The organism is Pseudonocardia sp. P1 (assembly GCF_000178675.2).
GTDB lineage: Bacteria > Actinomycetota > Actinomycetes > Mycobacteriales > Pseudonocardiaceae > Pseudonocardia.
On the sequence record NZ_ADUJ02000001.1, the window covers coordinates 2,461,776 to 2,485,398 of the forward strand.

22 protein-coding genes are annotated in these 23,623 nt (G+C 75.2%); 12 read left to right on the plus strand and 10 right to left on the minus strand.

Annotated elements, in window-relative coordinates; all coding sequences use genetic code 11:
• Positions 1–50 precede the first annotated feature (50 nt).
• Together PP1_RS10845 and PP1_RS10850 are read right to left on the minus strand one after the other, a co-directional pair.
• The gene (locus PP1_RS10845; protein WP_249265941.1) at positions 51–1,565 is read right to left on the minus strand and encodes an alpha/beta hydrolase; all 1,515 of its coding nucleotides are present in this window, start codon (positions 1,563–1,565) and stop codon (positions 51–53) included.
• A gap of 125 nt (positions 1,566–1,690) precedes the next feature.
• Complete coding sequence (locus PP1_RS10850; RefSeq protein WP_010225259.1) at positions 1,691–2,896, minus strand: macrolide family glycosyltransferase; 1,206 nt, start codon at positions 2,894–2,896, stop codon at positions 1,691–1,693.
• A 134-nt stretch (positions 2,897–3,030) separates the two neighbouring features.
• On the opposite strand from PP1_RS10850, the gene PP1_RS10855 reads away from it, so the two are divergent.
• Positions 3,031–3,804 carry an alpha/beta hydrolase gene (locus PP1_RS10855; RefSeq protein WP_010225261.1) on the plus strand — a complete coding sequence of 258 codons (774 nt, stop codon included), beginning with the start codon at positions 3,031–3,033 and terminating at the stop codon, positions 3,802–3,804.
• A 16-nt stretch (positions 3,805–3,820) separates the two neighbouring features.
• Here the strand turns inward: PP1_RS10855 and PP1_RS10860 are convergent, their stop codons facing one another.
• Genes PP1_RS10860 through PP1_RS10885 form a run of 6 tightly spaced genes read right to left on the minus strand, consistent with a single transcriptional unit; the run spans position 3,821 to position 8,415 of the window.
• Positions 3,821–4,237 (minus strand): META domain-containing protein, encoded by a 417-nt coding sequence (locus PP1_RS10860; protein ID WP_060573707.1) that lies wholly within the window; start codon positions 4,235–4,237, stop codon positions 3,821–3,823.
• 38 nt (positions 4,238–4,275) lie between these two features.
• Positions 4,276–4,605, minus strand: coding sequence for an META domain-containing protein (locus PP1_RS10865; protein ID WP_075314005.1), 330 nt, complete (start codon positions 4,603–4,605; stop codon positions 4,276–4,278).
• Positions 4,586–4,957, minus strand: coding sequence for a cupin domain-containing protein (locus PP1_RS10870; protein ID WP_010227440.1), 372 nt, complete (start codon positions 4,955–4,957; stop codon positions 4,586–4,588). Before PP1_RS10870 ends, PP1_RS10865 begins: the two co-directional genes overlap by 20 nt.
• Positions 4,958–4,984: 27 nt before the next feature.
• Positions 4,985–5,203 carry a hypothetical protein gene (locus tag PP1_RS10875; protein WP_010227438.1) on the minus strand — a complete coding sequence of 73 codons (219 nt, stop codon included), beginning with the start codon at positions 5,201–5,203 and terminating at the stop codon, positions 4,985–4,987.
• A gap of 24 nt (positions 5,204–5,227) precedes the next feature.
• Positions 5,228–7,021 carry an ABC transporter ATP-binding protein gene (locus tag PP1_RS10880; RefSeq protein ID WP_083697038.1) on the minus strand — a complete coding sequence of 598 codons (1,794 nt, stop codon included), beginning with the start codon at positions 7,019–7,021 and terminating at the stop codon, positions 5,228–5,230.
• Positions 7,018–8,415 (minus strand): NUDIX hydrolase, encoded by a 1,398-nt coding sequence (locus tag PP1_RS10885; protein ID WP_075314004.1) that lies wholly within the window; start codon positions 8,413–8,415, stop codon positions 7,018–7,020. The genes PP1_RS10880 and PP1_RS10885 overlap by 4 nt, the downstream gene beginning before the upstream one ends.
• 129 nt (positions 8,416–8,544) lie before the next feature.
• On the opposite strand from PP1_RS10885, the gene PP1_RS10890 reads away from it, so the two are divergent.
• Complete coding sequence (locus tag PP1_RS10890; protein ID WP_033200382.1) at positions 8,545–10,590, plus strand: copper-translocating P-type ATPase; 2,046 nt, start codon at positions 8,545–8,547, stop codon at positions 10,588–10,590.
• Here PP1_RS10890 and PP1_RS10895 read toward each other — a convergent pair.
• Positions 10,564–11,598, minus strand: coding sequence for a substrate-binding domain-containing protein (locus tag PP1_RS10895; RefSeq protein WP_075314003.1), 1,035 nt, complete (start codon positions 11,596–11,598; stop codon positions 10,564–10,566). The two genes, PP1_RS10890 and PP1_RS10895, sit on opposite strands and share 27 nt — an antisense overlap.
• Positions 11,599–11,646: 48 nt before the next feature.
• Between PP1_RS10895 and PP1_RS10900 the strand changes: the two genes are divergently transcribed.
• Positions 11,647–13,281: a glycoside hydrolase family 13 protein gene (locus tag PP1_RS10900; protein WP_010240024.1), complete on the plus strand. Its 1,635-nt coding sequence runs from the start codon at positions 11,647–11,649 to the stop codon at positions 13,279–13,281.
• A gap of 1 nt (position 13,282) precedes the next feature.
• Here PP1_RS10900 and PP1_RS10905 read toward each other — a convergent pair whose 3' ends face one another.
• Positions 13,283–14,206 carry an SDR family NAD(P)-dependent oxidoreductase gene (locus PP1_RS10905; protein WP_083697037.1) on the minus strand — a complete coding sequence of 308 codons (924 nt, stop codon included), beginning with the start codon at positions 14,204–14,206 and terminating at the stop codon, positions 13,283–13,285.
• Positions 14,207–14,378: 172 nt separating this feature from the next.
• On the opposite strand from PP1_RS10905, the gene PP1_RS10910 reads away from it, so the two are divergent.
• The 9 genes from PP1_RS10910 to PP1_RS10950 all read left to right on the plus strand — a co-directional run bounded on the left by PP1_RS10910 (position 14,379) and on the right by PP1_RS10950 (position 23,569).
• A complete protein-coding gene (locus tag PP1_RS10910) occupies positions 14,379–14,972 on the plus strand; it encodes a TetR/AcrR family transcriptional regulator (protein ID WP_010223919.1) in 594 nt (197 codons plus the stop codon).
• Between the two features lie 82 nt (positions 14,973–15,054).
• On the plus strand, positions 15,055–15,567 hold the full coding sequence (locus PP1_RS10915; RefSeq protein WP_010223920.1) for a MarR family winged helix-turn-helix transcriptional regulator: 513 nt from the start codon (positions 15,055–15,057) through the stop codon (positions 15,565–15,567).
• A gap of 161 nt (positions 15,568–15,728) precedes the next feature.
• Positions 15,729–16,997, plus strand: a complete 1,269-nt coding sequence (locus tag PP1_RS10920) for an FAD-dependent monooxygenase (RefSeq protein ID WP_010223922.1) — start codon at positions 15,729–15,731, stop codon at positions 16,995–16,997.
• A gap of 35 nt (positions 16,998–17,032) precedes the next feature.
• On the plus strand, positions 17,033–18,430 hold the full coding sequence (locus PP1_RS10925; RefSeq protein ID WP_010223924.1) for an MFS transporter: 1,398 nt from the start codon (positions 17,033–17,035) through the stop codon (positions 18,428–18,430).
• Entirely contained in the window at positions 18,427–19,212 is a 786-nt protein-coding gene (locus tag PP1_RS10930) for an FAD binding domain-containing protein (RefSeq protein ID WP_010223925.1), read from the plus strand. The genes PP1_RS10925 and PP1_RS10930 overlap by 4 nt, the downstream gene beginning before the upstream one ends.
• Positions 19,205–21,562, plus strand: coding sequence for a xanthine dehydrogenase family protein molybdopterin-binding subunit (locus PP1_RS10935; RefSeq protein WP_010223927.1), 2,358 nt, complete (start codon positions 19,205–19,207; stop codon positions 21,560–21,562). Before PP1_RS10930 ends, PP1_RS10935 begins: the two co-directional genes overlap by 8 nt.
• Positions 21,559–22,077 carry a (2Fe-2S)-binding protein gene (locus tag PP1_RS10940; RefSeq protein WP_010223929.1) on the plus strand — a complete coding sequence of 173 codons (519 nt, stop codon included), beginning with the start codon at positions 21,559–21,561 and terminating at the stop codon, positions 22,075–22,077. Before PP1_RS10935 ends, PP1_RS10940 begins: the two co-directional genes overlap by 4 nt.
• Positions 22,074–22,712, plus strand: coding sequence for an isochorismatase family protein (locus tag PP1_RS10945; RefSeq protein WP_010223931.1), 639 nt, complete (start codon positions 22,074–22,076; stop codon positions 22,710–22,712). Before PP1_RS10940 ends, PP1_RS10945 begins: the two co-directional genes overlap by 4 nt.
• A complete protein-coding gene (locus PP1_RS10950; RefSeq protein ID WP_010223933.1) occupies positions 22,709–23,569 on the plus strand; it encodes an alpha/beta fold hydrolase in 861 nt (286 codons plus the stop codon). The genes PP1_RS10945 and PP1_RS10950 overlap by 4 nt, the downstream gene beginning before the upstream one ends.
• The last annotated feature ends 54 nt before the right edge of the window (positions 23,570–23,623 follow it).

Here is a 23,623-nt window from a genome sequence, read left to right on the forward strand (position 1 = left end):
GGTGATCCGGTGGCGCCGCGCGGCCACGGACCCGGGGCTCCGGGCCGGCGTCAGCCCCCGGCGGGTCCCGCCCCCGGGTCCGGCGGTGCCACGGCCGGGCACTGCACGTCCGACCGGTCCCCCGCCACCCGGTCCGGCAGGGCACCGGTGAGCAGGTAGTCGGCCACCCGGTCGTCCACACACGACACCCCGGACAGCGACGCCGAGTGGGTGTGCCCGCCGACGCCCTCGATCAGCGACGACCCGGGGAACGTCCGGCGCGCCTGCAGCGCACCCTCGTACGGGGTGGCGCCGTCGTAGGTCTCGGAGATCAGCAGCGGTCCCTGGTCGAGGGTCCCCTCGACCGTCGCGGCCGGTCCGGGCGGCACCGGCCAGTCCCGGCAGGGCGCGTTGTACCAGGCGTTGCCCCAGGTCTCGAACGGCGCCGTCGCGTCGGTCTCCGTGTTGTCGCGCCGCCAGGTGTCCCAGTCCTGCGGGAACGGGGCGTCGGTGCACTGGGTGGCGAGGTAGACGGCGTAGTTGTTGTCGTCGGTCGGCGACCCGGCCTGCCCGAAGGCGGCGGTGAGGGCCGCGGCGTCGCCACGGGTGCCTGCGACGAACGCCTCGGCGACCGTCGTGTACTCCCCGACGTTGTACCCGGCGCGCAGGAAGATGTCGGTCCACTCCGACGAGCCGATCCGCCCGCCGGCCGGCCTCGTCCGGAACTGCTCGCGCAGGTCGTAGTACCGCTTCTCGACGGCGTCGCCGGTGGTGCCGAGGTGGTAGGTGGCGTCGTTCTTCGCGACCCAGTCGAAGAACGCGCCGATGTTGCGCTCGAACGCGACGTCCTGGTTGAGGTTGCCCTGGTACCACCAGTCCCGCGGGTCGATGACGCCGTCGAGCACCATCCGGCGGACCCGGTCCGGGAACGTGCTCGCGTAGACCTGCCCGAGGTACGTGCCGTAGGAGAAGCCGTAGTAGTTGATCTGTTCGGCGCCGAGTGCCTGCCGGAGGAGGTCCATGTCACGCACCGTGTCCTCGGTGCGCAGGTGCTCCAGCAGCTCCCCGCCCTTCTCGGCGCAGGCCCGGGCGTACGCCTTCACCCGGGGCAGCCAGGCCGCCTCGGCACCGTGCTCGGGGCGGTAGTCGGGGCGGGCGTAGCCGCCGTAGCCGGGATCGCAGCTGAGCGCGGGCCTGCTCTCGCCGACGCCGCGCGGGTCGAAGCCGATCCAGTCGTAGGCGGGGCCGGCGTCCTTCGGGACGGCCGAGCCGAGCCGGCTCAGCCCGACCCCGGGCCCACCGGGTCCGCCGGGGTTCACGAGGACGACGCCCTGGTAGCGGTCCTGCGGCACGGTGTGCCGGACCCGGGAGACCGCGAGCTGGACCGTCTCCCCGCCGGGGTCGGCGTGGTCGAGCGGGACGGTCAGGAAGCCGCACTCGGCGCCGGCCGTCGTCAGGGACGGGGTGCTGCACGGGCCCCACGCGATGGCCGGTGCGGCCGGGGCCGCCGGGGCCGCGACCGCGGGCGTGGCGGTGCCGACGGCCACCCCCATCGCGACGACGAGTGACACGAGCGTCCTGCGCACCGACCCCACCTCTCCGGGCACCCGGTGCCCGTCCCCCGACCGAGAGCGGTGACGTTGCCATTCGCAACGCTCAGCTCACAATCACCACGCCGGGCGGCGACACGATCGGATGAGCGGGGTTGCCGTCAACGGCCGCAGAGGCCACCGGTGCAGCCGGCGCAGCGCGCCCGGGGCAGCAGCGACTCGATCACGTCGGCCGCCTGCGCCGCGCCGCCCGCGGCCCGGGCGACGGCCTTCTGCTCGGCGCAGCGCCGTGCCACGTCCTCCGACGACGACACCCGCAGCACCGCCTCCCGCAGGCTCTCCGGGGTGACCTCGCCGGCAGGCAGGTGCTCGCCGACGCCGAGCCCGGCGATCACGTCCGCGTTGCCGAACTGGTCGACGGCCTGCGGCACGGCGACCATCGGGACGCCGTGCCAGAGCCCCTCCGAGCAGCCGCCCATCCCGGCGTGCGTCACGAACGCCGACGCCTGCGCGAGCACCGCGAGCTGCGGCACCCACTCCCGGACGACGACGTCGCCGGGGATCTCGCCGAGGTCGGCGCGGTCGACGTGCGGGCCGGTCGCGAGCACCGTCGTCCACCCGGTCCCGTGCATCGCCGCGATGCAGTCCCGCCAGAACCGTGGCCGGTCGTTGTAGGCGGAGCCGAGCGAGACCAGCAGCAGCGGGTTCCGCGGCTTCGGCCAGAGCCCCTGGTGCGAGCGGTCGCCGATGACCGGCCCGACGAAGGTGTAGCGCTCCCGGTCGACGCGGTCCGCGTGCGGCTGCATGGCCTCCGGGATCAGCACGACCGACCGGTCCGGGCGGCCCAGGAACTCCCGGTTCCCGACGCCGGCGCCGACCTCGGCCAGCCAGGCGTCCAGCTCGGCACGCCACGCCAGCCCCTCGGGGGCGTCGAGGAACGCGAAGGCGTCGGCCATGTCCTCGGAGAACCCGTCCCAGGCGACCATGTGCGGGGCGAGCTCCACCCGGGGCAGCCCCCACACCCGGGAGAGCGCGTGCCCCGCCCATCCGCTGCCGTCGTAGCAGACGACGTCGGGGTGCTCGTACTGCAGCGCGTCGGCGATCTGCTCGTAGGCGGAGCGGGCCTCGCCGGAGAACAGCCGCATCGCCTCGACCCCGCCCTCGGGCCACTGCTCGCCGCGGGCCGGGTCGGGCAGGTCGGTGCGGATCCGCAGCGCGGTCGCGCCGGTGGCGGAGACCGCGTCGGCGAAACGCTCCGGGACCGGGTAGGTGACGCGGTGCCCGCGGGCGACCAGCTCCGCCATCACCGGCAGGTTGGGGTGGACGTGGCCGTGCGCGGCGACGGTGGACATCAGGACGTGGCTCATGGCGCCACCGATCCTCCCCCGCGCCGGTGCCGTCGCGCAGCCGGGTTCCTTGACCGCGCCGCCCGGCCCCGGCGAGGATCACCGCCCGTGGATCTCCTGCGCGGGCCGGCCCCGGCCCCGGCGGCCGGCGCGTAGTGGCCCGGCTGCGCTGCGACGTCGTCGCCGACTCCCTCGGTCTGGCCACGTCGATCACCGTCCTGCTGCCGCAGCCGTCGCGCACCCGGATCGGCGCCGGCGTCCGCGATCCCGGCGCGCCGCCCCCGGTGCTCTACCTGCTGCACGGACTGTCCGACGACGACACGGCGTGGACCCGCTACACCGCGATCGAGCGCTACGCCGACGAGCTCGGGCTGGCCGTCGTCATGCCGCAGGTGCACCGCAGCTTCTACACCGACCAGGCCTACGGCGGCCGGTACCGGACGTGGATCGAGCAGGAGCTCCCCGAGCTGGTCGGCCGGTTCTTCCGGGTGTCCGGCGACCCGGACCGGACGTTCGTGGCGGGCCTGTCGATGGGCGGCTACGGCGCGCTGGGCTGGGCGCTGCGCGATCCCGGCCGGTTCGGCGCCGCCGCGTCGCTGTCGGGGGTGCTGGACATCGGCGCGCTGATCCAGGGCCCGCCGCGGGAGGAGGACCCGCGGATCTGGGACCGGATCTTCGGCGGGGACCCGGTGACGGGCACCGGCGACGACCTGTTCACGCTGGTCGACCGTCTGCCCGCGGCCGCTCCCCCGCTGTACGTCTGCGCGGGCACCGAGGACCCGCTGCACCCGCACGCGGAGCGGTTCACCCGGCACGCCCGCGCCGCCGGGATCGACGTGACCGGCCACGACGGGCCCGGCGGGCACGAGTGGTCCTACTGGGACGCCCGGATCCGGGACGTCCTGGACTGGCTGCCGCTCCCGCGGTGACCCGGGCCGCTCCCCGTCAGGGCAGGTCGCGGACCAGGCGGGCGGTGCCGTAGCCGCCGTGCAGGACGAGATCGGTGCCGTCGATCTCGGCGCGGTCGGCCTCGGCGATCCAGCGGGCGACCGGCACGTTCTCGCAGGCGATCATCGTGCTCATCCCGGAGGTGCCGGTGACGGCGCCGCCGGGGCCCACCGCCCAGGTGCCGCTCTGGCCGTTGCAGCCGTCGGACCCCGTCCAGGCGCCGCCGTCGGCGAACTCGGCGAACGCCCGGCCCTGCGCGGTGCCGTCGGCGGGGTACCAGCGGCCGAGCAGGTCGCCCGCGGCCGCGGGGCGGGGGCCGGGGGCGGCGCCGGACGGGCCGGCGGCGGCGTCGGCGCAGCCGGCGAGCACCAGCACGACCAGCAGCGCCGGTCCGAGCAGCATCCGTGCGGTCATGGTTCCTCTCCTCCGTCGGCTCCCACCTCTACCGCGGTTCACCGGCCGGGCGCACCCCCGCGGACCATGCGGGCGAGCTCGGTGCCCGCGCCGTCGCGCAGGACCAGGACGTCACGCTCCACGACGGCCGTCGCCGCGCACTCGAACCACCGCCCGATCGGGACGTTCTCGCAGGCCATCCGGGTGGTGGGCCCGCAGGTCCCGGCGAAGGCGCCGCCGGGACCGGCCGACCAGGTGCCGCGCAGCCGGTTGCAGCCGTCGGAGCCGGTCCAGCCGCCGCCGTCGGCGAGCTCGGCGAACGCCCGGCCCTGCGCGGTGCCGTCGGCCGGGACCCAGCGGCCGGTCAGGTCAGCCGGCGTCGTCGTCACGGTGCGCGGCACCGAGCTCGAAGGCGGGCAGGCAGACGGCGACGTACTCGGCGCCCTCCGGGCCGGGCGAGCTGTAGCGGACCCACTCGCCCGGGGTGGTGTGCACGGCCTGGCCGGCGGCCACGGTGAGCTCGCCGCCCGCGTGCTCGACGCGCAGCTCCCCGCGCAGGACGAGGGTGTACTCGTCGAACTCGGGGGTCTGGCCGGGCTCGGCCCAGCCGGACGGGCTGCGCATGTGCGCCAGCGAGACCCGGTCCGTGCCGGTGTTCACCCGGCCGACGTGCTCGTCGATGGTCTTCGGCGGGGTGCCGGCGGCGGTGACCCGGCTCGCGTTCTCGATCAGGTTCGGCATGGCCCCATCCTCGTCACGTGGTCCGGGTCAGCCGTCACGGGGCGGCCGCGGTGCGGGCAGCGCCGGCCCGGGACGCCGGTCCACCGGCTCCGCCGGGAACGGTCCGCCGTGGACGGACAGGTCGATCCGGACCATCCGCGCCCGCGGGAACACCAGCCCCGTCTGGTCCGGCTCGGGCCGCAGCGGGTGCCGGTAGTGCGTGCGGACCCAGCTGCGGTTCCGCCAGTGCCCCTCGACCCTGACCACGGCCCACCTCCCGGGTGTCACCCGTCAGGAAAGCACGGACCCCCGACGGTCGTCGTCGGTCAGGAGGCGGTGCATCCGGCGGAACAGGCCGTCGGCGGCGGCGAGCTCGGCGTGCGTGCCGGACTGCACCACCCGTCCGCGGTCGAGCACGTGGATGCGGTCCGCGGACTGCAGCGTCGACAGCCGGTGCGCGACGACGATCACGGTGCGACCGGCCGTCAGCCGTTCCAGACCGGCCATGACCAGGGACTCGGACACGGCGTCGAGCCCGGAGGTCGGCTCGTCGAGGATGACGACCGGCGCGTCGCGGGCCAGCGCGCGGGCGATCGCGACGCGCTGGCGCTGCCCGCCCGACAGCGTCGTCCCGCGCTCGGTGAGCACGGTGTCCCAGCCGTCCGGGAGGCGCTCGGCGAACTCGTCGACGTGCGCGGCGCGGCCGGCCTCGATCAGCTGCGCGCGGGTCGCGTACGGGGCGCCGAAGCGGATGTTGTCGAGGATCGTCCCGGAGAGCAGCACCGGGTCCTGCGGGACGACCGCGACCTGGTCCCGCAGGGAGCGGCCGGTGACGGTGCGGACGTCGTGCCCGTCGAGCAGCACGGCACCGGCGTCGACGTCGTGCAGCCGCAGGACCAGGCCGCCGACCGTGGACTTGCCCGCGCCGGTGGGCCCGGCCAGCGCGACGGTCTCGCCCGGCCGGGCGACGATCGACACGTCGTGCAGCACCGGGTGCGCCGGGTCGTAGCCGAACCGGACGCCGCGCAGCTCGACGTGTCCCCGCAGCCGGGGCAGCGGGCGGGCACCGGGTGCGTCGGCGACGTCCGGGACGGTGTCGAGGACCTCGCAGACCCGGTCCGCGGACGCCTGCCCCTTGCTGATCGTCGTCTGCAGCTTCGCGAGCTGCCGGACGGGCTGGTAGAGCCGCTCGTTGTAGGTGAGGAACACCAGCAGGACCCCGAGGTCCATCGACCCGTCGAGCACCCGCAGCGAGCCGGCCAGCAGCACCACCGCGCGTCCGGTGTGGACCAGCACGTCGACGACGGCGGGCAGCCGGGCGGCGTGGTCGACCCGGTGCAGACCGGCCGCCATCCGCTCGCGGCCGTGCCCGCGGAAGCGGGACTCCGAGCGGGCCTCGCCGGCGAACGTCTTCACCAGCCGGATCGCACCGAGCGACTCGACGGCGTGCGCGGCGACCCGGCCCTCCGCCGCGCGGGCGACCGACGCCCAGGACTTGATGATCACCCGGTAGTGCACGAGGACGGCGTAGAGCGCCGGCCCCACGGCCAGGGACAGCAGCGCGAACGCCGGGTCCACCACCAGGGTCACCGCGACGATCCCGACCAGCAGCGTCGCGTTCGGCAACAGCACCGACAGCACCGCCACCAGCAGCGACTGCACCGTCGAGGTGTCGGCGGTGAGCCGGTTGCCGAGGTCGCCGACGCGCTGACCGTCGTGGTAGCGCAGCGGCAGCGCCTGCAGGTGCACGAACAGCCGGTGCCGCAGGTCGGCCAGCAGCCGCTCCCCGACCCCGGCGAGCACGCGTTCCGCCCCGTAGGTCGCGGCGGCCCCCGCGGCCGCGGCCAGGCACAGCGCCAGCGCGCACGCCGCGGCCAGGCCGGCACCGGTCCCGGTCACGGCGGCGACGGGCTCCAGCAGGTCCGGCACCCCCGCCCCGCCGAGCACCGCGTCGACGACGACGGCCAGCGGCCACGGCAGCAGCAGCGCCAGCCCGGCGGCGACGACCGTCAGCACCCCGCCCGCGGCGAGCCGGCGGCGGTGCGGGACCAGCAGGTCCCGGAACCGCCACAGCACCGCGGTCACCGGGTCACCCGCCCCGGCGGGGCGTGCTCGGCCGCCACCCCCGCCACGACGACGCGGTCGCGCTCCCGGGTCAGCCGCCCGGCCGCGTCCCGCAGCGGCACCCAGGCCACGCCGTCGACCTCGGCCGGGTCCGGCCGGCCGGTCGCCCCGGTGAGCGGGGTCATCAGCCAGTACCGGACCTGTTTGGCGCGGCGGTTGCGGTCCCGGTAGCGGACGCCCGTCACCTCGGCTCCGGCCCGGCAGCGCAGGCCGGTCTCCTCCCGCACCTCGCGCAGCGCCGCGTCGACGTCGGCCTCGCCCGGCTCCACCGCCCCCTTCGGCAGCGACCAGTCACCGCGCCGGGTCCGGTGCACGAGCAGCACCTCGGGACCGTCCGGGCCGGACCGCAGGACGACACCGCCCGCGGCGCGCCGGGCCGGGCCGGTCGTGTCGACGGGCAGCAGGTCCCGCAGCGCGGCCAGGTCGGCGAGCGGTCCGGCGAGCCCGGGTGGGCCGGTGGCGAGCAGCGCGTCCCGGGCGGGCCCCGGTGGGAGGTCGGCGGCCGTCACGGCGGTGCCGGCGAACAGGGTCGCGGCGGTGCCGGCCAGCAGCGCCGTGGCGGCCCGGTCCTGCAGGTCGCCGGCGACCGCGGCGACGACGGCGGGCCCGGAGCGGTGCCGGGACCCCGGATCGCCGCCGAGCCCCGCGTCGGACGCCAGCGCGAGCACGATCCGCAGCTCGGCGGCGCGCCGGTGGACCGCGCCGGCGTCGCGGGGGTCGGTGTCGCGGGTGAGCTTGCGGAACCGCCGGTGCAGCAGCGGCGGGAGCAGCACGGTCGCGGGCAGGCCGGGGTCGCCGAGCGGGGCACCGTCGCGGAGCGGGATCCGGCCGGACGCGAGCTCGTCGAGGCACCCGTCGAGGCCGGCCCCGGTCACGACGAGCGGGGAGCGGCGGCGCAGGCGCAGGAGCGCGTCCCGGCGGGCCCGTGCCTCGCCGTCGCCGGCGACGGTGCCGAGCAGGTCGATCCGGACGTCCAGGTCGTGCCGCGCGGCGAGGGCACGGGCGGGTGCGTCGGTCGCGGCCCGGCACCGGACGGCGTGCTCCCGGTCGAGCAGCGGCCGCAGCGAGCGGAGCTCGGTGCGCAGGGTGCCGAGTGCGTCGAGCGCGGCGGCGACCGACGGCGGGTCGGGCTCACCGGAGCGGGCGACGGTCCGCAGCCAGGCGGCCGCCGTCGCCGCGCTGCCGGCGAGCCGGGCCCGGGCCAGCGGTCCGGTGGCGGGCGGGCCGGCGTGGAACGCCCGGACCGGTGGGGTTCCCGCCGGCTCCCCGAGGGCCGCGGAGCCGGGTCGCGCGGCGGGATGCACGGGGGCGGGGTGCGCGGGCGCGGCGGGCGCGGCGGCGGTGGAGGTCGACACGCGAGGAACGGTGCCCGGCGGCCGGGTAACGGCACGCTGTGTGCGGGTTAAGCGTCGCCCGGACGCCGTGGAACACCCCTGGGGGGTATCGGTGTTGCACGCGACCGGCGATCCGGGAGGGTGATGGCGATGACGAGCGGAACGGCGGCCGGCGACCAGCACGGCATCCACGAGGGTCACGGCGGCCACGGCGGTCACGGCGGTCACGGCGGTCACGGCGGCCACGGCGGCCACGCCGCGATGTTCCGGGACCGTTTCGCGCTCACCCTGGTCCTGGCCGTCCCCGTCGTCGCGTTCAGCGAGATGGTCGGGATGCTGTTCGGCTACACCCCGCCGGCATGGTCGGTGTGGGTCCCGCCGGTCCTCGGCTCGGTGATCTTCTTCTGGGGCGGACGGCCGTTCCTCACCGGCGCCGTCACCGAGATCCGGACGCGCCGGCCCGGCATGATGCTGCTGATCGGCCTGGCGATCACCGTCGCCTACGTGGCCAGCCTGCTCAGCTCGCTCGGCATCGGCGGCCTGGACTTCTGGTGGGAGCTGGCGCTCCTCGTCGTGATCATGCTCCTGGGCCACTGGCTGGAGATGCGGGCGCTCGGCCAGGCCACCGGAGCGCTCGACGCCCTCGCCGCGCTGCTCCCCGACACCGCCGAGCGGATCGGGCCCGCCGGCGGCACCGAGTCCGTCTCCCCCGCCGATCTCGCGGTCGGCGACACCGTGCTCGTCCGGGCGGGCGGACGGGTCCCCGCCGACGGCACCGTCGTCGACGGCTCCGCCGAGGTCGACGAGTCGATGATCACCGGCGAGTCCCGGCCGGTCCCGCGGGAACGGGATGACCGGGTCGTCGCCGGGACCGTCGCGACCGACTCGTCACTGCGCGTACGGGTCGACGCGGTCGGCGAGGACACCGCGCTGTCGGGCATCCGCCGGCTGGTCGAGCGGGCGGCGGGGTCCCGGTCCCGCGCGCAGGCGCTCGCCGACCGCGCGGCCGCGCTGCTGTTCTGGTTCGCCGCCGGCGCGGGTGTGCTGACGTTCGCGGTGTGGACGCTGGCCGGCGACCTGCCCGGGGCCGTGACCCGCACGGTGACGGTGCTGGTGATCGCCTGCCCGCACGCGCTCGGCCTGGCGATCCCGCTGGTCGTCGCGATCTCGACGGCCCGCGCCGCGCGCGCCGGGATCCTCGTCACCGACCGGCTCGCGCTGGAGCGCACCCGCACCGTCGACACCGTGCTGTTCGACAAGACCGGCACGCTGACCACCGGCGCCCCGCACGTCGTCGGCGTCGCGGGTGAGGACGGCACCCTCGCGCTGGCCGCGGCCGTCGAGGCCGACAGCGAGCACCCGCTGGCCCGTGCGGTCGTCTCCGCGGCCGGCGGGCTCGTCGTGCCGGAGGCGCACGGGTTCCGCGCGCACACCGGGCGCGGGGTCACCGCGACCGTCGACGGCACGGAGGTCTCCGTCGGCGGCCCGGCCCTGCTGCGCGAACGGGGGATCGAGGTCCCCGCCGGCGTCGCCGCCACGACGGCCCCGTGGAGCCGGGACGGCGCCACCGTGCTGTACGTGGTGCGCGGGGGCGGTGGGGTGACCGGCGCGATCGGGCTCGCCGACACGGTCCGCCCCGAGTCGCGCGCCGCCGTCGGTGCGCTGCACGACCGCGGCGTCCGCGTCGTCATGGTCACCGGGGACGCCCGGCCGGTCGCCGAGGCGGTCGGCGTCGACCTCGGCGTCGACGAGGTGTTCGCCGAGGTCCTCCCGGACGGCAAGGACGACCGGGTCGCCGAGCTCCAGGACCGCGGCGCGGTCGTCGCGATGGTCGGGGACGGCGTCAACGACGCCCCCGCACTGGCCCGGGCCGACGTGGGCATCGCGATCGGCGCGGGCACCGACGTCGCGATCTCCTCCGCCGGCGTCGTCCTGGCCTCGTCGGACCCGCGCGGTGTGCTGTCGGTGATCGAGCTGTCCCGGACCGGGTACCGGAAGATGCTGCAGAACCTGTGGTGGGCGGCCGGCTACAACCTGGTGTCGGTGCCGCTCGCCGCGGGCGTGCTGGCTCCGGTCGGGTTCGTGCTGCCGCCCGCGGTCGGCGCGGTGCTCATGAGCCTCTCGACGATCGTGGTGGCGCTCAACGCCCAGCTCCTCCGCCGGGTCGAGCTACGCCCCGAGCGGCTGGCCGGGTGAGGACCGCGGCGGCGCCGTCGTCCCGCGGACGACGAGCCGGGTGGGCAGCTCGACGCTCTCCGGCTCCGCGCCGCCGAGCGCGGTAAGCAGCGCCCGCGCGGCCAGCTCCCCCTGCCGCCGGACCGGCTGCCCGATGGTCGTCAGGTCGGCGACGGCGGCCATCTCGTGGTCGTCGAACCCGATCACCGAGATCTGGCCGGGCACGTCGACCCCGGCCCGGCGCAGCGTGCGGACCAGGCCGAGCGCCGCCTCGTCGGCCATCGCGAACACCGCCGTCGGCAGCCGGGGCAGCGAGAGCAGCGCCCCGGCCGCCGTGTCGCCGGCCTCGATGTCACCGCCCACCTCCAGCACCGGGCCGCGGGCGCGGCCGGACTCGGCGAGCGCGTCGGCCCAGCCGGCGTGGCGGGCCCGGGTGGTGACCCGGCCGCACGCCTCGTCCGGGTCGAACGAGACCAGCGCGACACCGTCGTGGCCGAGCCCGACCAGGTGCCGGACGGCCGCCCGGGCCCCGGCCCGGTCGTCGATCCCGATCCGCGGCCGGCCCGCCATCGTGTCGCCGACGGCGACGACCGGGACCCCGAGTTCGTCCAGCGCGGCCCGCTCCCCCTCGTCGACGGCGGACGCGACGACGATCAGGCCGTCGACCCGTCCGCGCACCGGGAGCGTCGCGAAGAAGTGCGCCCGCCCCGCGGGATCGCCGACGTTGTGCAGCTGCAGGGCGTGCCCCTCGGCGGACAGCACCGACTCGACCCCGGCGACGGCCTCGGCGAAGAACCAGCGGGTGGGGAACCGGGCGAGCACGGCCACGGTCAGACGGCGGGCCGGTGCCCGGTACCCGAGCGAGACCGCGGCCGACCGCACCCGCTGCCGGGTCTCGTCGGACACCGGGGTGCCCTCGCGCAGCGCGCGCGAGACCGTCGCCGGGGACACCCCGGCCAGCTGGGCCACCCGCCGGACACCCACCCGGCGGACGACCTCGTGCACCGGCTCGTCCGTCACGGGGGTCATCCTCCTCGGACCTCGACAGCGTTGCAACAGCGTGCAACAGTATGAAACATGACCGCCCACGCTCTCGACTGGTGGCGCAACGCCGTCGTCTACCAGGTCTACATCCGCAGCTTCGCCGACGGGAACGGCGACGGCACCGGCGACATCACCGGGCTCCGCGCGAAGCTCGACCATCTCGCGCGGCTCGACGTCGACGCGATCTGGATCAACCCCTGGTACCCGTCGCCGCTGGCCGACGGCGGCTACGACGTCGCGGACTACCGGGCGATCAACCCGATGTTCGGCGACACCGCGCAGGCCGAGGCGCTGATCGCCGAGGCGCACGGGCGCGGAATCCGGGTGCTGCTCGACATCGTCCCCAACCACCACTCCGACCAGCACGCGTGGTTCCGCGCCGCACTCGACGCCGCGCCGGGCTCCCCCGAGCGGGCCCGCTACGTGTTCCGCGACGGCCGCGGGCCCGGCGGCGACGAGCCGCCGAACAACTGGCGGTCGATGTTCGGCGGACCGGCGTGGGAGCGCGTCCCGGACGGGCAGTGGTACCTGCACCTGTTCGACGTCACGCAGCCCGACGTCGACTGGGAGAACCCGGAGGTCCGCGCGGACTTCGAGGAGACGCTGCGGTTCTGGTTCGACCGGGGCGTCGACGGCTTCCGGATCGACGTCGCCAACTCGATGGTCAAGGAGCCGGGCCTGCCGGACCTCGTGGCGGGCGTCAACGACGTCCAGGACGGCGGCCACCCCTACCTCGACCGCGAGGGCGTGCACGAGGTCTACCGGTCGTGGCGCGCGATCGCCGACTCCTACGACCCGCCGAAGGTCTTCGTCGCCGAGGCGTGGGTGCCCGACCCCGAGCGCCTGGCCCGTTACCTGCGCCCGGACGAGCTGCAGACCGCGTTCGGCTTCAACTTCCTGACCGCGGCCTGGCTGGCCGACGACCTGCGCCGCAACATCGACGACGCGATCGCCGAGAACACCGCGGTCGGCGCTCCGGCGACCTGGGTGCTGTCCAACCACGACGTCTGCCGGCACCCGAGCCGGCTGGCCCGCAAGCCCGAGGCGGGCCGGGGCTGGAACCTCGACGACGTGCTCGACCTCCCGGCCGACCCGGAGACCGGGCTGCGGCGGGCGCGGGCCGCGACCCTGCTGATGCTCGCCCTGCCCGGCACCGCGTACCTCTACCAGGGCGAGGAGTTCGGCCTGCCCGAGGTCGAGGACATCCCGGTCGAGAAGCTCGACGACCCCACCTGGGTGCTGTCCGGGCACACCAAGCGGGGTCGTGACGGGTGCCGCGTCCCGCTGCCCTGGGCCGCCGGCGAACCGTGGTTCGGCTTCGGGGGACCCGCCTGGCTCCCCCAGCCCGACGTCTTCGCCCGGCACGCGGCGGACGTCCAGGAGGCCGACCCGGATTCGGTGCTGCACCTGTACCGGGACGCCCTGGCGATCCGCAGGGCGCACCCGGCACTCGGCGGCGGGAGCCTGACCTGGCAGGACTCGCCGGAGGGCACCCTCGCGCTCAGCCGGACCTCCGACGAGGGCGATGGCGGGTTCACCGCACTGGTGAACGTGTCCTCCGCGCCGGTGTCACTGCCCGAGGACGCCGAGGTGATGCTGGCCAGCGGCCCGCTCACCCCGCGCGGCGAGGTCCCGGCCGACACCACCGTCTGGCTGCGCACCGCCTGACTCAGGCCACCACGGGCAGCCCGGAGAACCAGATCTCGCGCAGGGACCGCTCGGTCCAGCGCCAGACCCTGCGGGCGACGACCGGGTCGACGGCGTGGGCGGCCACCCCGCGCCCGGTCACCGGGTCCGCGGGACCGGCCTCGGCGAGGTCGGTGAAGTAGCGGCCGCTGATCCCGCCCACCAGCGGGGACGCGGCGAGCAGGGCGATCGTCGCGGCCCCGGCGTCCGGGTCGGCGCCGGGGTCCACGGCGTTGACCGAGATCCCGTCACCGGACCAGCGCCGGGCCGCCTCGACGGTGTGCAGCACCGCGGCGGTCCGCGACCGGGCGTGGGCCTCCTCCCGGTCGTACCGGGAGGACATGAACTGCGGGTCCTCGAGATCGAACTCCGCGAGCCGGTGCGCGGACGAGGTGACGTGCACGATCCGGGCACCGTCCACCGCGGTGAGGGCCCAGTGCAGGCCCGCGCTCAGCGAGGCGGGGCCGAGGTGGTTGACGGCGAGGTGCAGCTCCCACTCGTCGACGGTCCGGGTGAGCGGTGCACCCGCCACACCGGCGGCGTGCACGAGCATGTGGAGCGGGCCGTCCCAGAGCCGCACGAAGCGGGCGATCGAACGCTGGTCGGCGAGGTCGATCTCGCCGACGAGGACGTGCTCGTTGCCGGTCTCGGCGACGATCGCGGCGCGGGCGGCGGCACCGGCGTCGGCGTCGCGGACGGCCAGGGTGACCTCGGCGCCGGCGGCGGCCAGGGCGCGGGCGGCCGCCAGGCCGACGCCGGACGCGGCGCCGGTCACGACGGCGCGCCGCCCGGTCAGGTCGACGCCGTCGAGCACATCGGCGGCGGTGGGACCGGCGTGGACGACCTCGCCGGCGGTGGGCGGGACGGGGGCGATCGGGGATCGGGTGGTCGTGGACCGGAGGAACATGTGGGTGATCCCTTCTGTTCACCGGGGTACGCGGCGATCGGCGGCACTGCGCGGTGGCGTATCCGGGAGACGAAGAAACGGAGGACTCTCCGTATGACTCGGAACTCTATCCGGAGCGTCCTCCGCTTTGCAAGTCGTATCGTGGGGTCGATCGCGTTCGAGGAGGCACCTCATGGCCACCGGCACCGGCGGCACCGGCACCCGTCCCGCACTGCGGGCCGACGCCGCCCGCAACCGTGAACTGCTGCTCGCCGCAGCGGTCCGGGCGTTCACGGCGGAGAGCACCGGTGGCCCCGCACCCACGCTCGACGGCATCGCGAAGGACGCCGGCGTCGGCATCGGGACCCTCTACCGGCACTTCCCCAACCGGGACGCGCTGGTCGAGGCCGTCTACCGCAACGAGCTGGACCGGCTCTGCACGGCCGCGGGCGAGCTGCGCGCCGAACTGCCCGCCGACGAGGCGCTGCGGATGTGGATGGACCGCTTCGTCGACTACGTGATCACCAAGAAGCACCTGGCGGACTCGCTGCACGCGCTGGTCGCCTGCGGTCACAACCCGTTCGCGCAGAGCCGCGAGCGGATGATCGAGGCGGTGCGGTCGCTGCACGAGGCCGGCATCGCCGACGGCACGCTGCGGTCCGACGTGGACGCGGCGGACGTGCTGGTCGGGACCAGCGGGATCTGCATGGCGATCGCCGACCCGGAGGGCCGGAGCCAGGCCGGACGCCTGCTCGACCTGCTGGTCGACGGCCTCCGCACGCGCTGAGCCCACCACCGGGCGTGATCGTCCGGGCACGTAGGATCGGGACGGTTCCGGACACCGGGTCCGGATCGGCCTCGGAGGGACCATGGGCGAGCCGCTGCGGCGACGTCGCGAGCAGAGACCGGCCGTCACCGCGGCCCCGCCCGCGAGCCTCGTCGCCGCACCCGGGTACGGCGCCCGCCGGATGTACCAGGCGTATCTCGCCGCCTGGAACCGGCACGTCGACGCGGTGCTCACCGGGCCGCAGTTCGCCGTGCTGTCCGCGATCCGCGCGTACCCCGACTCCGACCAGAGCTCGCTCGCCGGCGCCGTCGCACTGGACACCTCCACGATGGCCGACGTCTGCCGCCGGATGGAGCGCCGCGGCCTGATCCTGCGCACCGAGTCGCCGCGCGACGCCCGCCGCAAGCTGCTCTCCCTCACCGACGACGGCGCCGCCGCACTCGGGGAGGCGACCCGCCGCACCCGCCGACTGGACCAGGAACTGCTCGCCGCCGTCCCGGAGGACCGTCGCGGCGAGATCGCCGGCCTGCTCAACACCCTCGGCGCGCACTGGGAGGCGGTCGCGGAACGCGACCCGCTCGACGACCCGGAGTGACCGCCGGACCGGCGTTCGTTAACAGGACGTCACCGCGCGTTGCGGTTCCGGTTCCACCTCGACCAAACTCTTGCGTATCCGGATAGTACGTGCTCGGATGACTTCTCGTGCGGGCTGCGCCACAGACGCCACGCGGCCCACCGGACGCGAGGAGGTACGTCGTGGCACCCAGCCAGTCCCTGGAGATCACGGTCGCCGGAGGCGGCCTGGGCGGGCTCACCGCCGCGCTGGCCCTGCGCCAGCAGGGCTTCCGGGTCACCGTGCTGGAGGCCGCTCCGCAGCTCGGGGAGGTGGGGGCCGGGATCCAGACCGCCCCGAACGCCAGCCGGGTGCTGATCGGTCTCGGCCTGCGGGCCGAGATGGAGCGGATCCACACCGCACCGCAGGACCAGGTCCGCCGGCGCTGGGCCGACGGCAGCGTCATCGCGCAGCTCCCGCTCGGGCGGTCGGTGGTCGACGCCTACGGCGCGCCCTACTGGCACTACCACCGGGCCGACCTGCACCGGATCCTGCTCGACGCCTGCCTCGACCCGGAGGGCCCGGGGCCGATCGTCGACGTGCACACCGACGCGAAGGTCGTCGAACTGGACCGCGGCGACGCCGCCAGGCCGGTCGCCGTCACCGCCCGCGGCGAGCGCTTCGCCGGTGACGTCGTGGTCGGCGCGGACGGCATCCGGTCGTCCGTCCGCGACCTCGCCGGGTTCGACGACTCCCTGGTCTTCTCGGGCGAGATGGCCTACCGGGCGCTGATCCCGGGCGACCTGATCGCCGCCGACCCGGCCACCCGCTTCCTCGTCGACCGCTACCACTCCACCATCTGGTACGGCCCCGACAAGCACCTCGTGCACTACGTGATCCGCCAGGGCGAGTACCTGAACATCGTCGCGATCGTGCCCTGCTCGCCCGAGGTCGAGCGGGACTGGACGGCGCCGGCGTCGGCCGAGGAGATGGTCGAGGCCTTCTCCGACTGGGACGACCGCGTCCCGGCGATGCTGGCCAAGGCCAAGGACGACGTCGCCGCCTTCGCCCTCTACCGCCGCCGCCGGGACCCGGTGTGGGTCGACGGCCGGGTCGCCCTGCTGGGTGACGCCTGCCACGCGATGCTCCCCTACCAGGCCCAGGGCGCCTCCCAGGCGATGGAGGACGCGGCGGTGCTCGCCGAGGAGCTGGGCGCCGCCGGACGGTCCGGTGTGGACGGCGCGCTCACCCGCTACGTGCACCGCCGGGCCAAGCACGCCGGGATGGTGCAGGACGCGTCCCTGCAGAACATGGCCTTCTACCACCTGCCCGACGGCCCCGAGCAGCGTGCGCGGGACGAGAAGCTCGCCCGCTTCGACGGTGAGTCCGACGTCTCCTACGACTGGCTCTGGCGCGGATCGCCGCTGCACGATCCCGACAACGAGGCCATCACCTACCAGTTCGCCCGCTGAGCTGCGTTCCCGCCACACACGACAGGAGTACCGACATGCGTACCGGAGACCAGGTCGTCCAGGACCTGCCCTGGCGGTGGAACGTCCAGGGGAAGATCTTCATCATCGGTGGCCTCGGCTACATGTTCGACGCGTGGGACGTCGCCCTCAACGGCTTCCTCACCCCGCTGCTCGGCACCGAGTTCGACCTCTCCACCGGGCAGCGCGGGCTGGTCGCCACGGCGAACCTGGTCGGCATGGCGGTCGGCGCCGTCGCGTTCGGCACGATCGCCGACCGGATGGGCCGCAAGCGCGCCTTCAGCATCACGCTGCTGATCTTCGCGTTGTTCTCGGTGCTCGGCGCGCTGTCGCCGAACTGGGAGATCTTCCTGGCACTGCGGTTCCTGGCCGGTGTCGGCCTCGGTGGCTGCATCCCGGTCGACTACGCGATCGTCAGCGAGTTCTCACCACGCAAGCAACGCGGCAGGGTGCTCGCCGCGATGGACGGCTGGTGGCCGATCGGCACCACGCTGGCCGGGCTCTCGGCGACCCTGCTGGTCCCGGTCGAGGGCAACTGGCGCTGGATGCTCGCCCTGATGGTGCTGCCCGCGATCCTGCTGTTCTGGATCCGCCGCGGTGTCCCGGAGTCCCCGCTGTACCTGGCCCGCACCGGCCGCGAGGCCGAGGCCCGCGTCGTCATCGACGACCTGGTCCGCCGCACCGGCGCCACCCCGGAGCCCTACGCGATCGCCGCCGTCGCCCCGGAGCCCGTCCGGTCCGGGCGGCGCGGCGTCGGTGCCGTCGCCGAGCAGCTGAAGCTGGTCTGGGCGTTCTCGCCGCGGATCACCGGCGTCGCGTGGTCGCTGTTCATCACGGTCATGGTCGTCTACTACGCCGCGCTGTCCTGGATGCCGTCGATCCTGCGCGCCCAGGGCATGGGCGAGGTCGCCGCGTTCGGCTCCACCACGGTGATGAACGCCGTCGGCATCCTCGGCGTGATCACCTCGGTGCTGCTGGTCGAGACGCTCGGCCGCAAGTGGGTCATCGGTATCGCGGCACCACTGGCCGCGCTGTCGCTGATCGTGTTCTCTCTGGTCATGGAGTCGTCGGCGGCGGCGATCGCGATGATCGCGGTGTTCGGGTTCTTCGCCCTCGTGGTCATCCCGGTCATGTACGCCTACGTCTCCGAGCTCTACCCGACCGAGCTGCGGGCGTCCGGGTTCGGCTGGGCGTCGTCGTCGAGCCGGGCGGTCACCGGGTTCGTCCCGCTGGTCTTCGGCAGCCTGCTGTGGCCGGTGCTGGGCCTCCCGCTGACCTTCACGCTGATGGGCCTGCTCGTCGTCGCCGCGGTGGTGTTCATGGCGCTCGGCGCGCCGGAGACCCGCGGCCGTGAGCTGGACCGGATCACCGGGACCGAGGAGCAGACCGACGCGCAGGTGGTGGAGAAGGCGTGAAACCCGCTCCCTTCACCTACCACCGGGCGTCGTCGGTCACCGGTGCGGTGGCCCTGCTCGGCGAGCTGGCCGAGGAGGAGCCGAAGATCCTGGCCGGCGGGCAGAGCCTGGTCGCGATGATGAACTACCGGATGGCCCGCCCCGGGCACCTGGTCGACATCACCCACGTGCCCGGCCTGGCCGGGATCCGCCGTGACGGCGGGGCCCTGCGGATCGGTGCGCTGACCACCCACCGCGACGTCGAGAAGGCCGATCTCGGGCCGGACTTCGCGGTGCTGTCCCGGACCATGCGGTGGGTCGGCCACCTGCCGATCCGCACCCGGGGCACGGTGGGCGGCAGCATCGCCCACGCCGACGCGACGGCCGAGTGGTGCCTACTCGCCGTCCTGCTGGACGCGGTGATCGTCGTCGAGGGCCCGGCCGGACGGCGCGACGTCGCCGCCGGCGGGTTCTTCCTCGGGCCCTTCACCACGGCACTGGAGCCGGACGAGGTGATCGTCGAGATCGTCTTCCCGCGCCCGGCACCGCGCGCCGCGCTGACCGAGTACGCCGACCGGCGGGGCGACTTCGCCGTCGTCGCGGCGGGGGTGGACCTGGACACGGAGTCGGTCGTGCTGGGCGGGGTCGGTTCCGTGCCGGTCGCCGTCCGCCCGGCCGGCTCCCCCGGCGAGGTCGCGGACGGTCTCGACCTGCGCGACGAGCCGGGCGTCCCGGCGTCGTACCGGCGCGGGCTGGTCCGGACGCTCGTCGCCCGCGCACGGGAGGAGGTGCCCGATGCGTGAGCCCGGGTTCCGGACCGACGGGACGTGGGTCGGCGCGGACGTGCCGCGCCGCGAGGACCCGCGACTGCTCGCCGGCCGCGGCCGGTTCGTCGACGACATCACGCTGCCGCGGATGCTGCACGCCGCGTTCGTCCGCAGCACCGAGGCGCACGCCCTGCTCACCTCGGTCGACCTCTCCGAGGTGCGCGGGGTGCCGGGCGTCGTCGCCGCGTTCGACGCCGCCGGCCTCGGTCTCGCCGACGTCACCGCACTGCTGGACCGGCCCGCCGAGGAGTTCACGCCGACGTCGATGCCGGTGCTGGCCCGCGACAAGGTGCGCTACGTCGGCGAGCCGGTCGCCGTCGTCCTCGCGACCGACCCGTACGCCGCCGAGGACGGCGTCGAGGCCGCCGTCGTCGACTACGAGCCGCTCGACCCGGTCGTGACCGAGACCGCCGCGCTCGCCGCGGCCGGTGCCCCGGTGCACGACGAGGCGCCGGGCAACGTGCTCGTCGACGTCTCGCTGTTCGCCACCGAGGGCATCGACGCCGTCTTCGACGCCGCCCACACGGTGGTGTCCGTCGAGGCCCGCACCGGGCGGCAGAACGCCCTGCCGCTGGAGACCCGCGGCGTCGTCGCCGACTGGGACGACCGCGACGAACAGCTGCTCGTGCGCACCTGCACCCAGGTCCCGCACCAGGTCCGGACCGTCCTCGCCCGCTGTGCCGGGCTCGACGAGAAGCAGGTCCGGGTCACCGTGCCGGACATGGGCGGCGGGTTCGGGCAGAAGTGCGTCGTCGGCCGCGAGGAGATCGCCGCCGCGGCCGCCGCCCGCCGGCTGCGCAGGCCGGTGAAGTGGATCGAGGACCGCCGGGAGGCGCTGACCGCGAGCTTCCTCGCCCGCGAGCAGCACTACACGGCCCGGGCCGCGTTCGACGCCGACGGCGCGATCCTGGCGCTGGAGGCCGACGTCGTCTGCGACATGGGCGCCTACTCGTGCTACCCGTTCACCGCCGGGATCGAGCCCCTGATGGCGTCGGCCGAGATGCCCGGCGTCTACCGGGTCCCGGCCTACCGGGTCCGGGGCCGCGCGGTCACGACCAACAAGGCGCCGACCGCGCCGTACCGCGGGGTGTCCCGCCCGCAGTACGTGATGGTGATGGAGCGCCTGATGGAGCGCGCCGCCCGGTCGCTCGGGCTCGACGCGCTCGACGTCCGCCGCCGCAACCTGATCACCGAGTTCCCCTACCGCGGGATCAACAACATCACCTACGACCCCGGGTCCTACCTCGAGTCCCTCGACCTGTGCGAGCGGGTGCTGCGCGACGAGGGCTGGCACCGCCACACCGAGCCCGGCCGCGTCGTCGGGATCGGGTACTCCTGCTTCTCCGAGCGCACCGGCTACGGCTCGGGCGCCTTCGCGCAGCGGAAGATGCAGGTCGTGCCCGGCTTCGACCTCTCCCAGATCACGATGGACCTCGACGGGACCGTGTCGGTCACCACCGGCACGCTGTCGCACGGCCAGAGCCACGAGACGACGTTCGCCCAGATCGTCGCCGACCGGCTCGGGGTGCCCTACGACAAGGTCAAGATCGTGCAGGGTGACACCGACCGGATCACCTACGGCTGGGGCTCGTTCGCGTCCCGCTCGGTCACCATCGGCGGCTCCGCGGCGTCGGCCGCCGCGGTGAAGCTCGGCGACCAGCTCCGCGCGCTGGCCGCGCACCTGGCCGGGGTCGACGTCGACACCTGCGAGCTCGACGGCCGCGGCGGCGTCCGCGCCGGTGACCGCACGCTGCCCTTCACCGAGCTCGCCGAGGTCGCCTACCTGCGGTCGCACCTGCTGCCCAAGGACGTCGGCCCCGGGCTGACGGCGACGGCGAGCTTCGACGTCGGCGGCGACGGCACGTTCTCCAACGCCACCCACGGCTGCGTGGTCGCGCTCGACCCCGGCACCGGCGGCGTCGAGATCCTCCGCTACGTGTGCGTGGAGGACTGCGGCGTCGCGATCCACCCGCGGGTCGTGGAGGGCCAGGCCCGCGGCGGCATCGCCCAGGGCATCGCCGGTGCGCTGTTCGAGGAGGTCCTCTACGACGAGGCCGGCCAGCCGCTGGCGCCGAGCTTCATGGAGTACAAGGTGCCGACCGCCGCCGAGATCCCGGACGTGCGGATCGAGCACCTCGAGACGCCGTGCGCGTTCACCGCGAACGGGGCGAAGGGCGCCGGCGAGGGTGGCACGATCGGCGCGCCGGCCGCCGTCCTCAACGCCGTCAACGACGCCCTGCGCGGCACCGGCGTCGAGCTGGACTCCACCCCGATCCCCCGGCACGCGATCTTCGCGGCCCTCGCGCCGCACGAGGAGGCGTCATGACCGACGTGCAGCTGGTCGAGCTGACCGTCAACTCCGAGCGCCACGAGCTGGCGATCCCGCCGCGCCGCACCCTCGCCGACGTGCTGCGCCACGACCTCGGCCTCACCGGCACGCACGTCGGCTGCGAGCACGGCATCTGCGGGGCGTGCACGGTGCTCGTCGACGGCCGCCCCGCGCGCGCCTGCCTGCTGTTCGCCGCGCAGGTCGAGAACGCGGAGATCCGCACCGTCGAGTCGCTGGCGGGCCCCGACGGCGAGCTGTCGGACCTGCAGCGCTGCTTCGGCGAGCACCACGGGCTGCAGTGCGGGTTCTGCACCCCCGGCTTCCTGATGCTCGCCGAGGGGTTCCTCGCCGAGGAGCCCGGCGCGACCCGCGAGGAGATCCGCGAGGTCGTCGCCTCGAACCTCTGCCGGTGCACCGGCTACCAGACCGTCGTGGACGCGGTCGACGACTGCGCGTCCCGCCGCCGTGCGAGCCTCCAGGCCGCACTCGACACCGCAGGGAGCACCCGTTGAGTCTGCACGGAGAGTCCACCGACGCCACCTACTCGCGCGCCGGGTTCGGGGCCGAGACCCGCCGGGGGCCGCGGCCCGCCGTCGTCGTCGTCGACCTGACGGCCGGGTTCACCGACCCGGCGTACCCGACCGGGGCGGACCTGACCGACGTCGTCGCGGCGACGTCGTCGCTGGTCGAGGCGGCCCGCGCGACCGGGGCCCCGGTCGTCTGGACGACGATCGCCTTCTCCCCCGCCGAGCTCGACACGCTGCCGTGGCTGGTGAAGGTGCCGGGCATGCGCGGGCTCGCCGAGGGCTCGCCGTCGGTCGCGCTCGACACCCGGCTGCCGGTCGGCGAGCGCGACCACGTGCTCACCAAGAAGGGCGCCTCGGCGTTCTTCGAGACCGGTCTCGCCGCGTTCCTCACCGCGGCCGGGGTGGACACCGTGCTGGTCTGCGGCGCCACCACCAGCGGCTGCGTGCGCGCCACCGCCGTCGACGCGGTGCAGTCCGGGTTCGGTGTGCTCGTCCCGCGCGAGTGCGTCGGCGACCGGGCCGACGGCCCGCACGAGGCCAACCTGTTCGACATCGGAGCGAAGTACGGCGACGTGATCACCCTCGGCGACGCGCTCGGGTACCTGAAGGAGATCGCATGACCCCGACGACGGCGACGCTCACCACCCGCCAGGTCCGCCAGGACGCGCTGGCCGACCTCGCCGACGTGCCCGCCGTGTCCCGCTGGGTGCGCAACGGCGACGTCCGCCTGCACCTGCTCGACTACGGCGGCCCCGGGGTCCCCGTGCTCGTCCTGCCCGGCATCACCAGCCCGGCGGTCACGATGGACTTCGTCGCGCGCGAGCTCACCGACGGCTTCCGCCCGGTGGTGCTCGACGTCCGCGGCCGTGGCCTGTCCGACACCGGCACCTCGTGGACGCTCGACGACTACGCGGGCGACGTGCTCGCCGTCCTGGAGGGGCTCGGCCTCGGGTCCGAGACGATCCTGTTCGGACACTCCATGGGCGCCCGGATCGCCGCCGTCGCCGCGACACGGCGCCCGGTCCGCGGCGCGGTGCTGGTCGACCCGCCGCTGTCCGGGCCCGGCCGCGACCCGTACCCGACGACCCTGGAGGCGTTCCTCGGGCAGCTGCACGAGGCGCAGCGCGGCACCGACGCCGACGAGGTCGCCCGCGCCTGGCCGCGCTGGCCGCGGGCGGAGCAGGAGCTGCGGGCACGGTGGCTCTCGTCCTGCGACGAGGCCGCGATCCGCGCGACCCACGCCGGGTTCGAGAGCGAGGACTTCTTCACCGCGTGGCCGGAGGTCCCCGGGCCGGTCACCGTCCTGTACGGCGACGGCTCCCCCGTGGTCCCCGCCGCCGGGGTCGCCGAGATCGGCGCGGCGAACCCGGCCGCCCGGCTCGCCGGCGTCCCGGACGCCGGCCACATGGTGTTCTGGGACAACCCGCCCGCGGCACTGACTCTGCTGCGCGAGGCGCTGGAGCACGCCGCCGGCTGAGCCGGTCCCCGCCGCACGGCACGCCGTGCACCCGTCACACCGACCGCCGGGTGC

Excerpts from the sequence above, each read along its gene's own strand:
- PP1_RS10850 (WP_010225259.1), bottom strand. The coding sequence starts at position 2,896 with ATGAGCCACGTCCTGATGTCCACCGTCGCCGCGCACGGCCACGTCCAC.
- PP1_RS10860 (WP_060573707.1), bottom strand. The coding sequence starts at position 4,237 with ATGACCGCACGGATGCTGCTCGGACCGGCGCTGCTGGTCGTGCTGGTG.
- PP1_RS10870 (WP_010227440.1), bottom strand. The coding sequence starts at position 4,957 with ATGCCGAACCTGATCGAGAACGCGAGCCGGGTCACCGCCGCCGGCACC.
- PP1_RS10890 (WP_033200382.1), top strand. The coding sequence starts at position 8,545 with ATGACGAGCGGAACGGCGGCCGGCGACCAGCACGGCATCCACGAGGGT.
- PP1_RS10895 (WP_075314003.1), bottom strand. The coding sequence starts at position 11,598 with ATGACCCCCGTGACGGACGAGCCGGTGCACGAGGTCGTCCGCCGGGTG.
- PP1_RS10900 (WP_010240024.1), top strand. The coding sequence starts at position 11,647 with ATGACCGCCCACGCTCTCGACTGGTGGCGCAACGCCGTCGTCTACCAG.
- PP1_RS10905 (WP_083697037.1), bottom strand. The coding sequence starts at position 14,206 with ATGTTCCTCCGGTCCACGACCACCCGATCCCCGATCGCCCCCGTCCCG.
- PP1_RS10910 (WP_010223919.1), top strand. The coding sequence starts at position 14,379 with ATGGCCACCGGCACCGGCGGCACCGGCACCCGTCCCGCACTGCGGGCC.
- PP1_RS10915 (WP_010223920.1), top strand. The coding sequence starts at position 15,055 with ATGGGCGAGCCGCTGCGGCGACGTCGCGAGCAGAGACCGGCCGTCACC.
- PP1_RS10925 (WP_010223924.1), top strand. The coding sequence starts at position 17,033 with ATGCGTACCGGAGACCAGGTCGTCCAGGACCTGCCCTGGCGGTGGAAC.
- PP1_RS10935 (WP_010223927.1), top strand. The coding sequence starts at position 19,205 with ATGCGTGAGCCCGGGTTCCGGACCGACGGGACGTGGGTCGGCGCGGAC.
- PP1_RS10940 (WP_010223929.1), top strand. The coding sequence starts at position 21,559 with ATGACCGACGTGCAGCTGGTCGAGCTGACCGTCAACTCCGAGCGCCAC.
- PP1_RS10950 (WP_010223933.1), top strand. The coding sequence starts at position 22,709 with ATGACCCCGACGACGGCGACGCTCACCACCCGCCAGGTCCGCCAGGAC.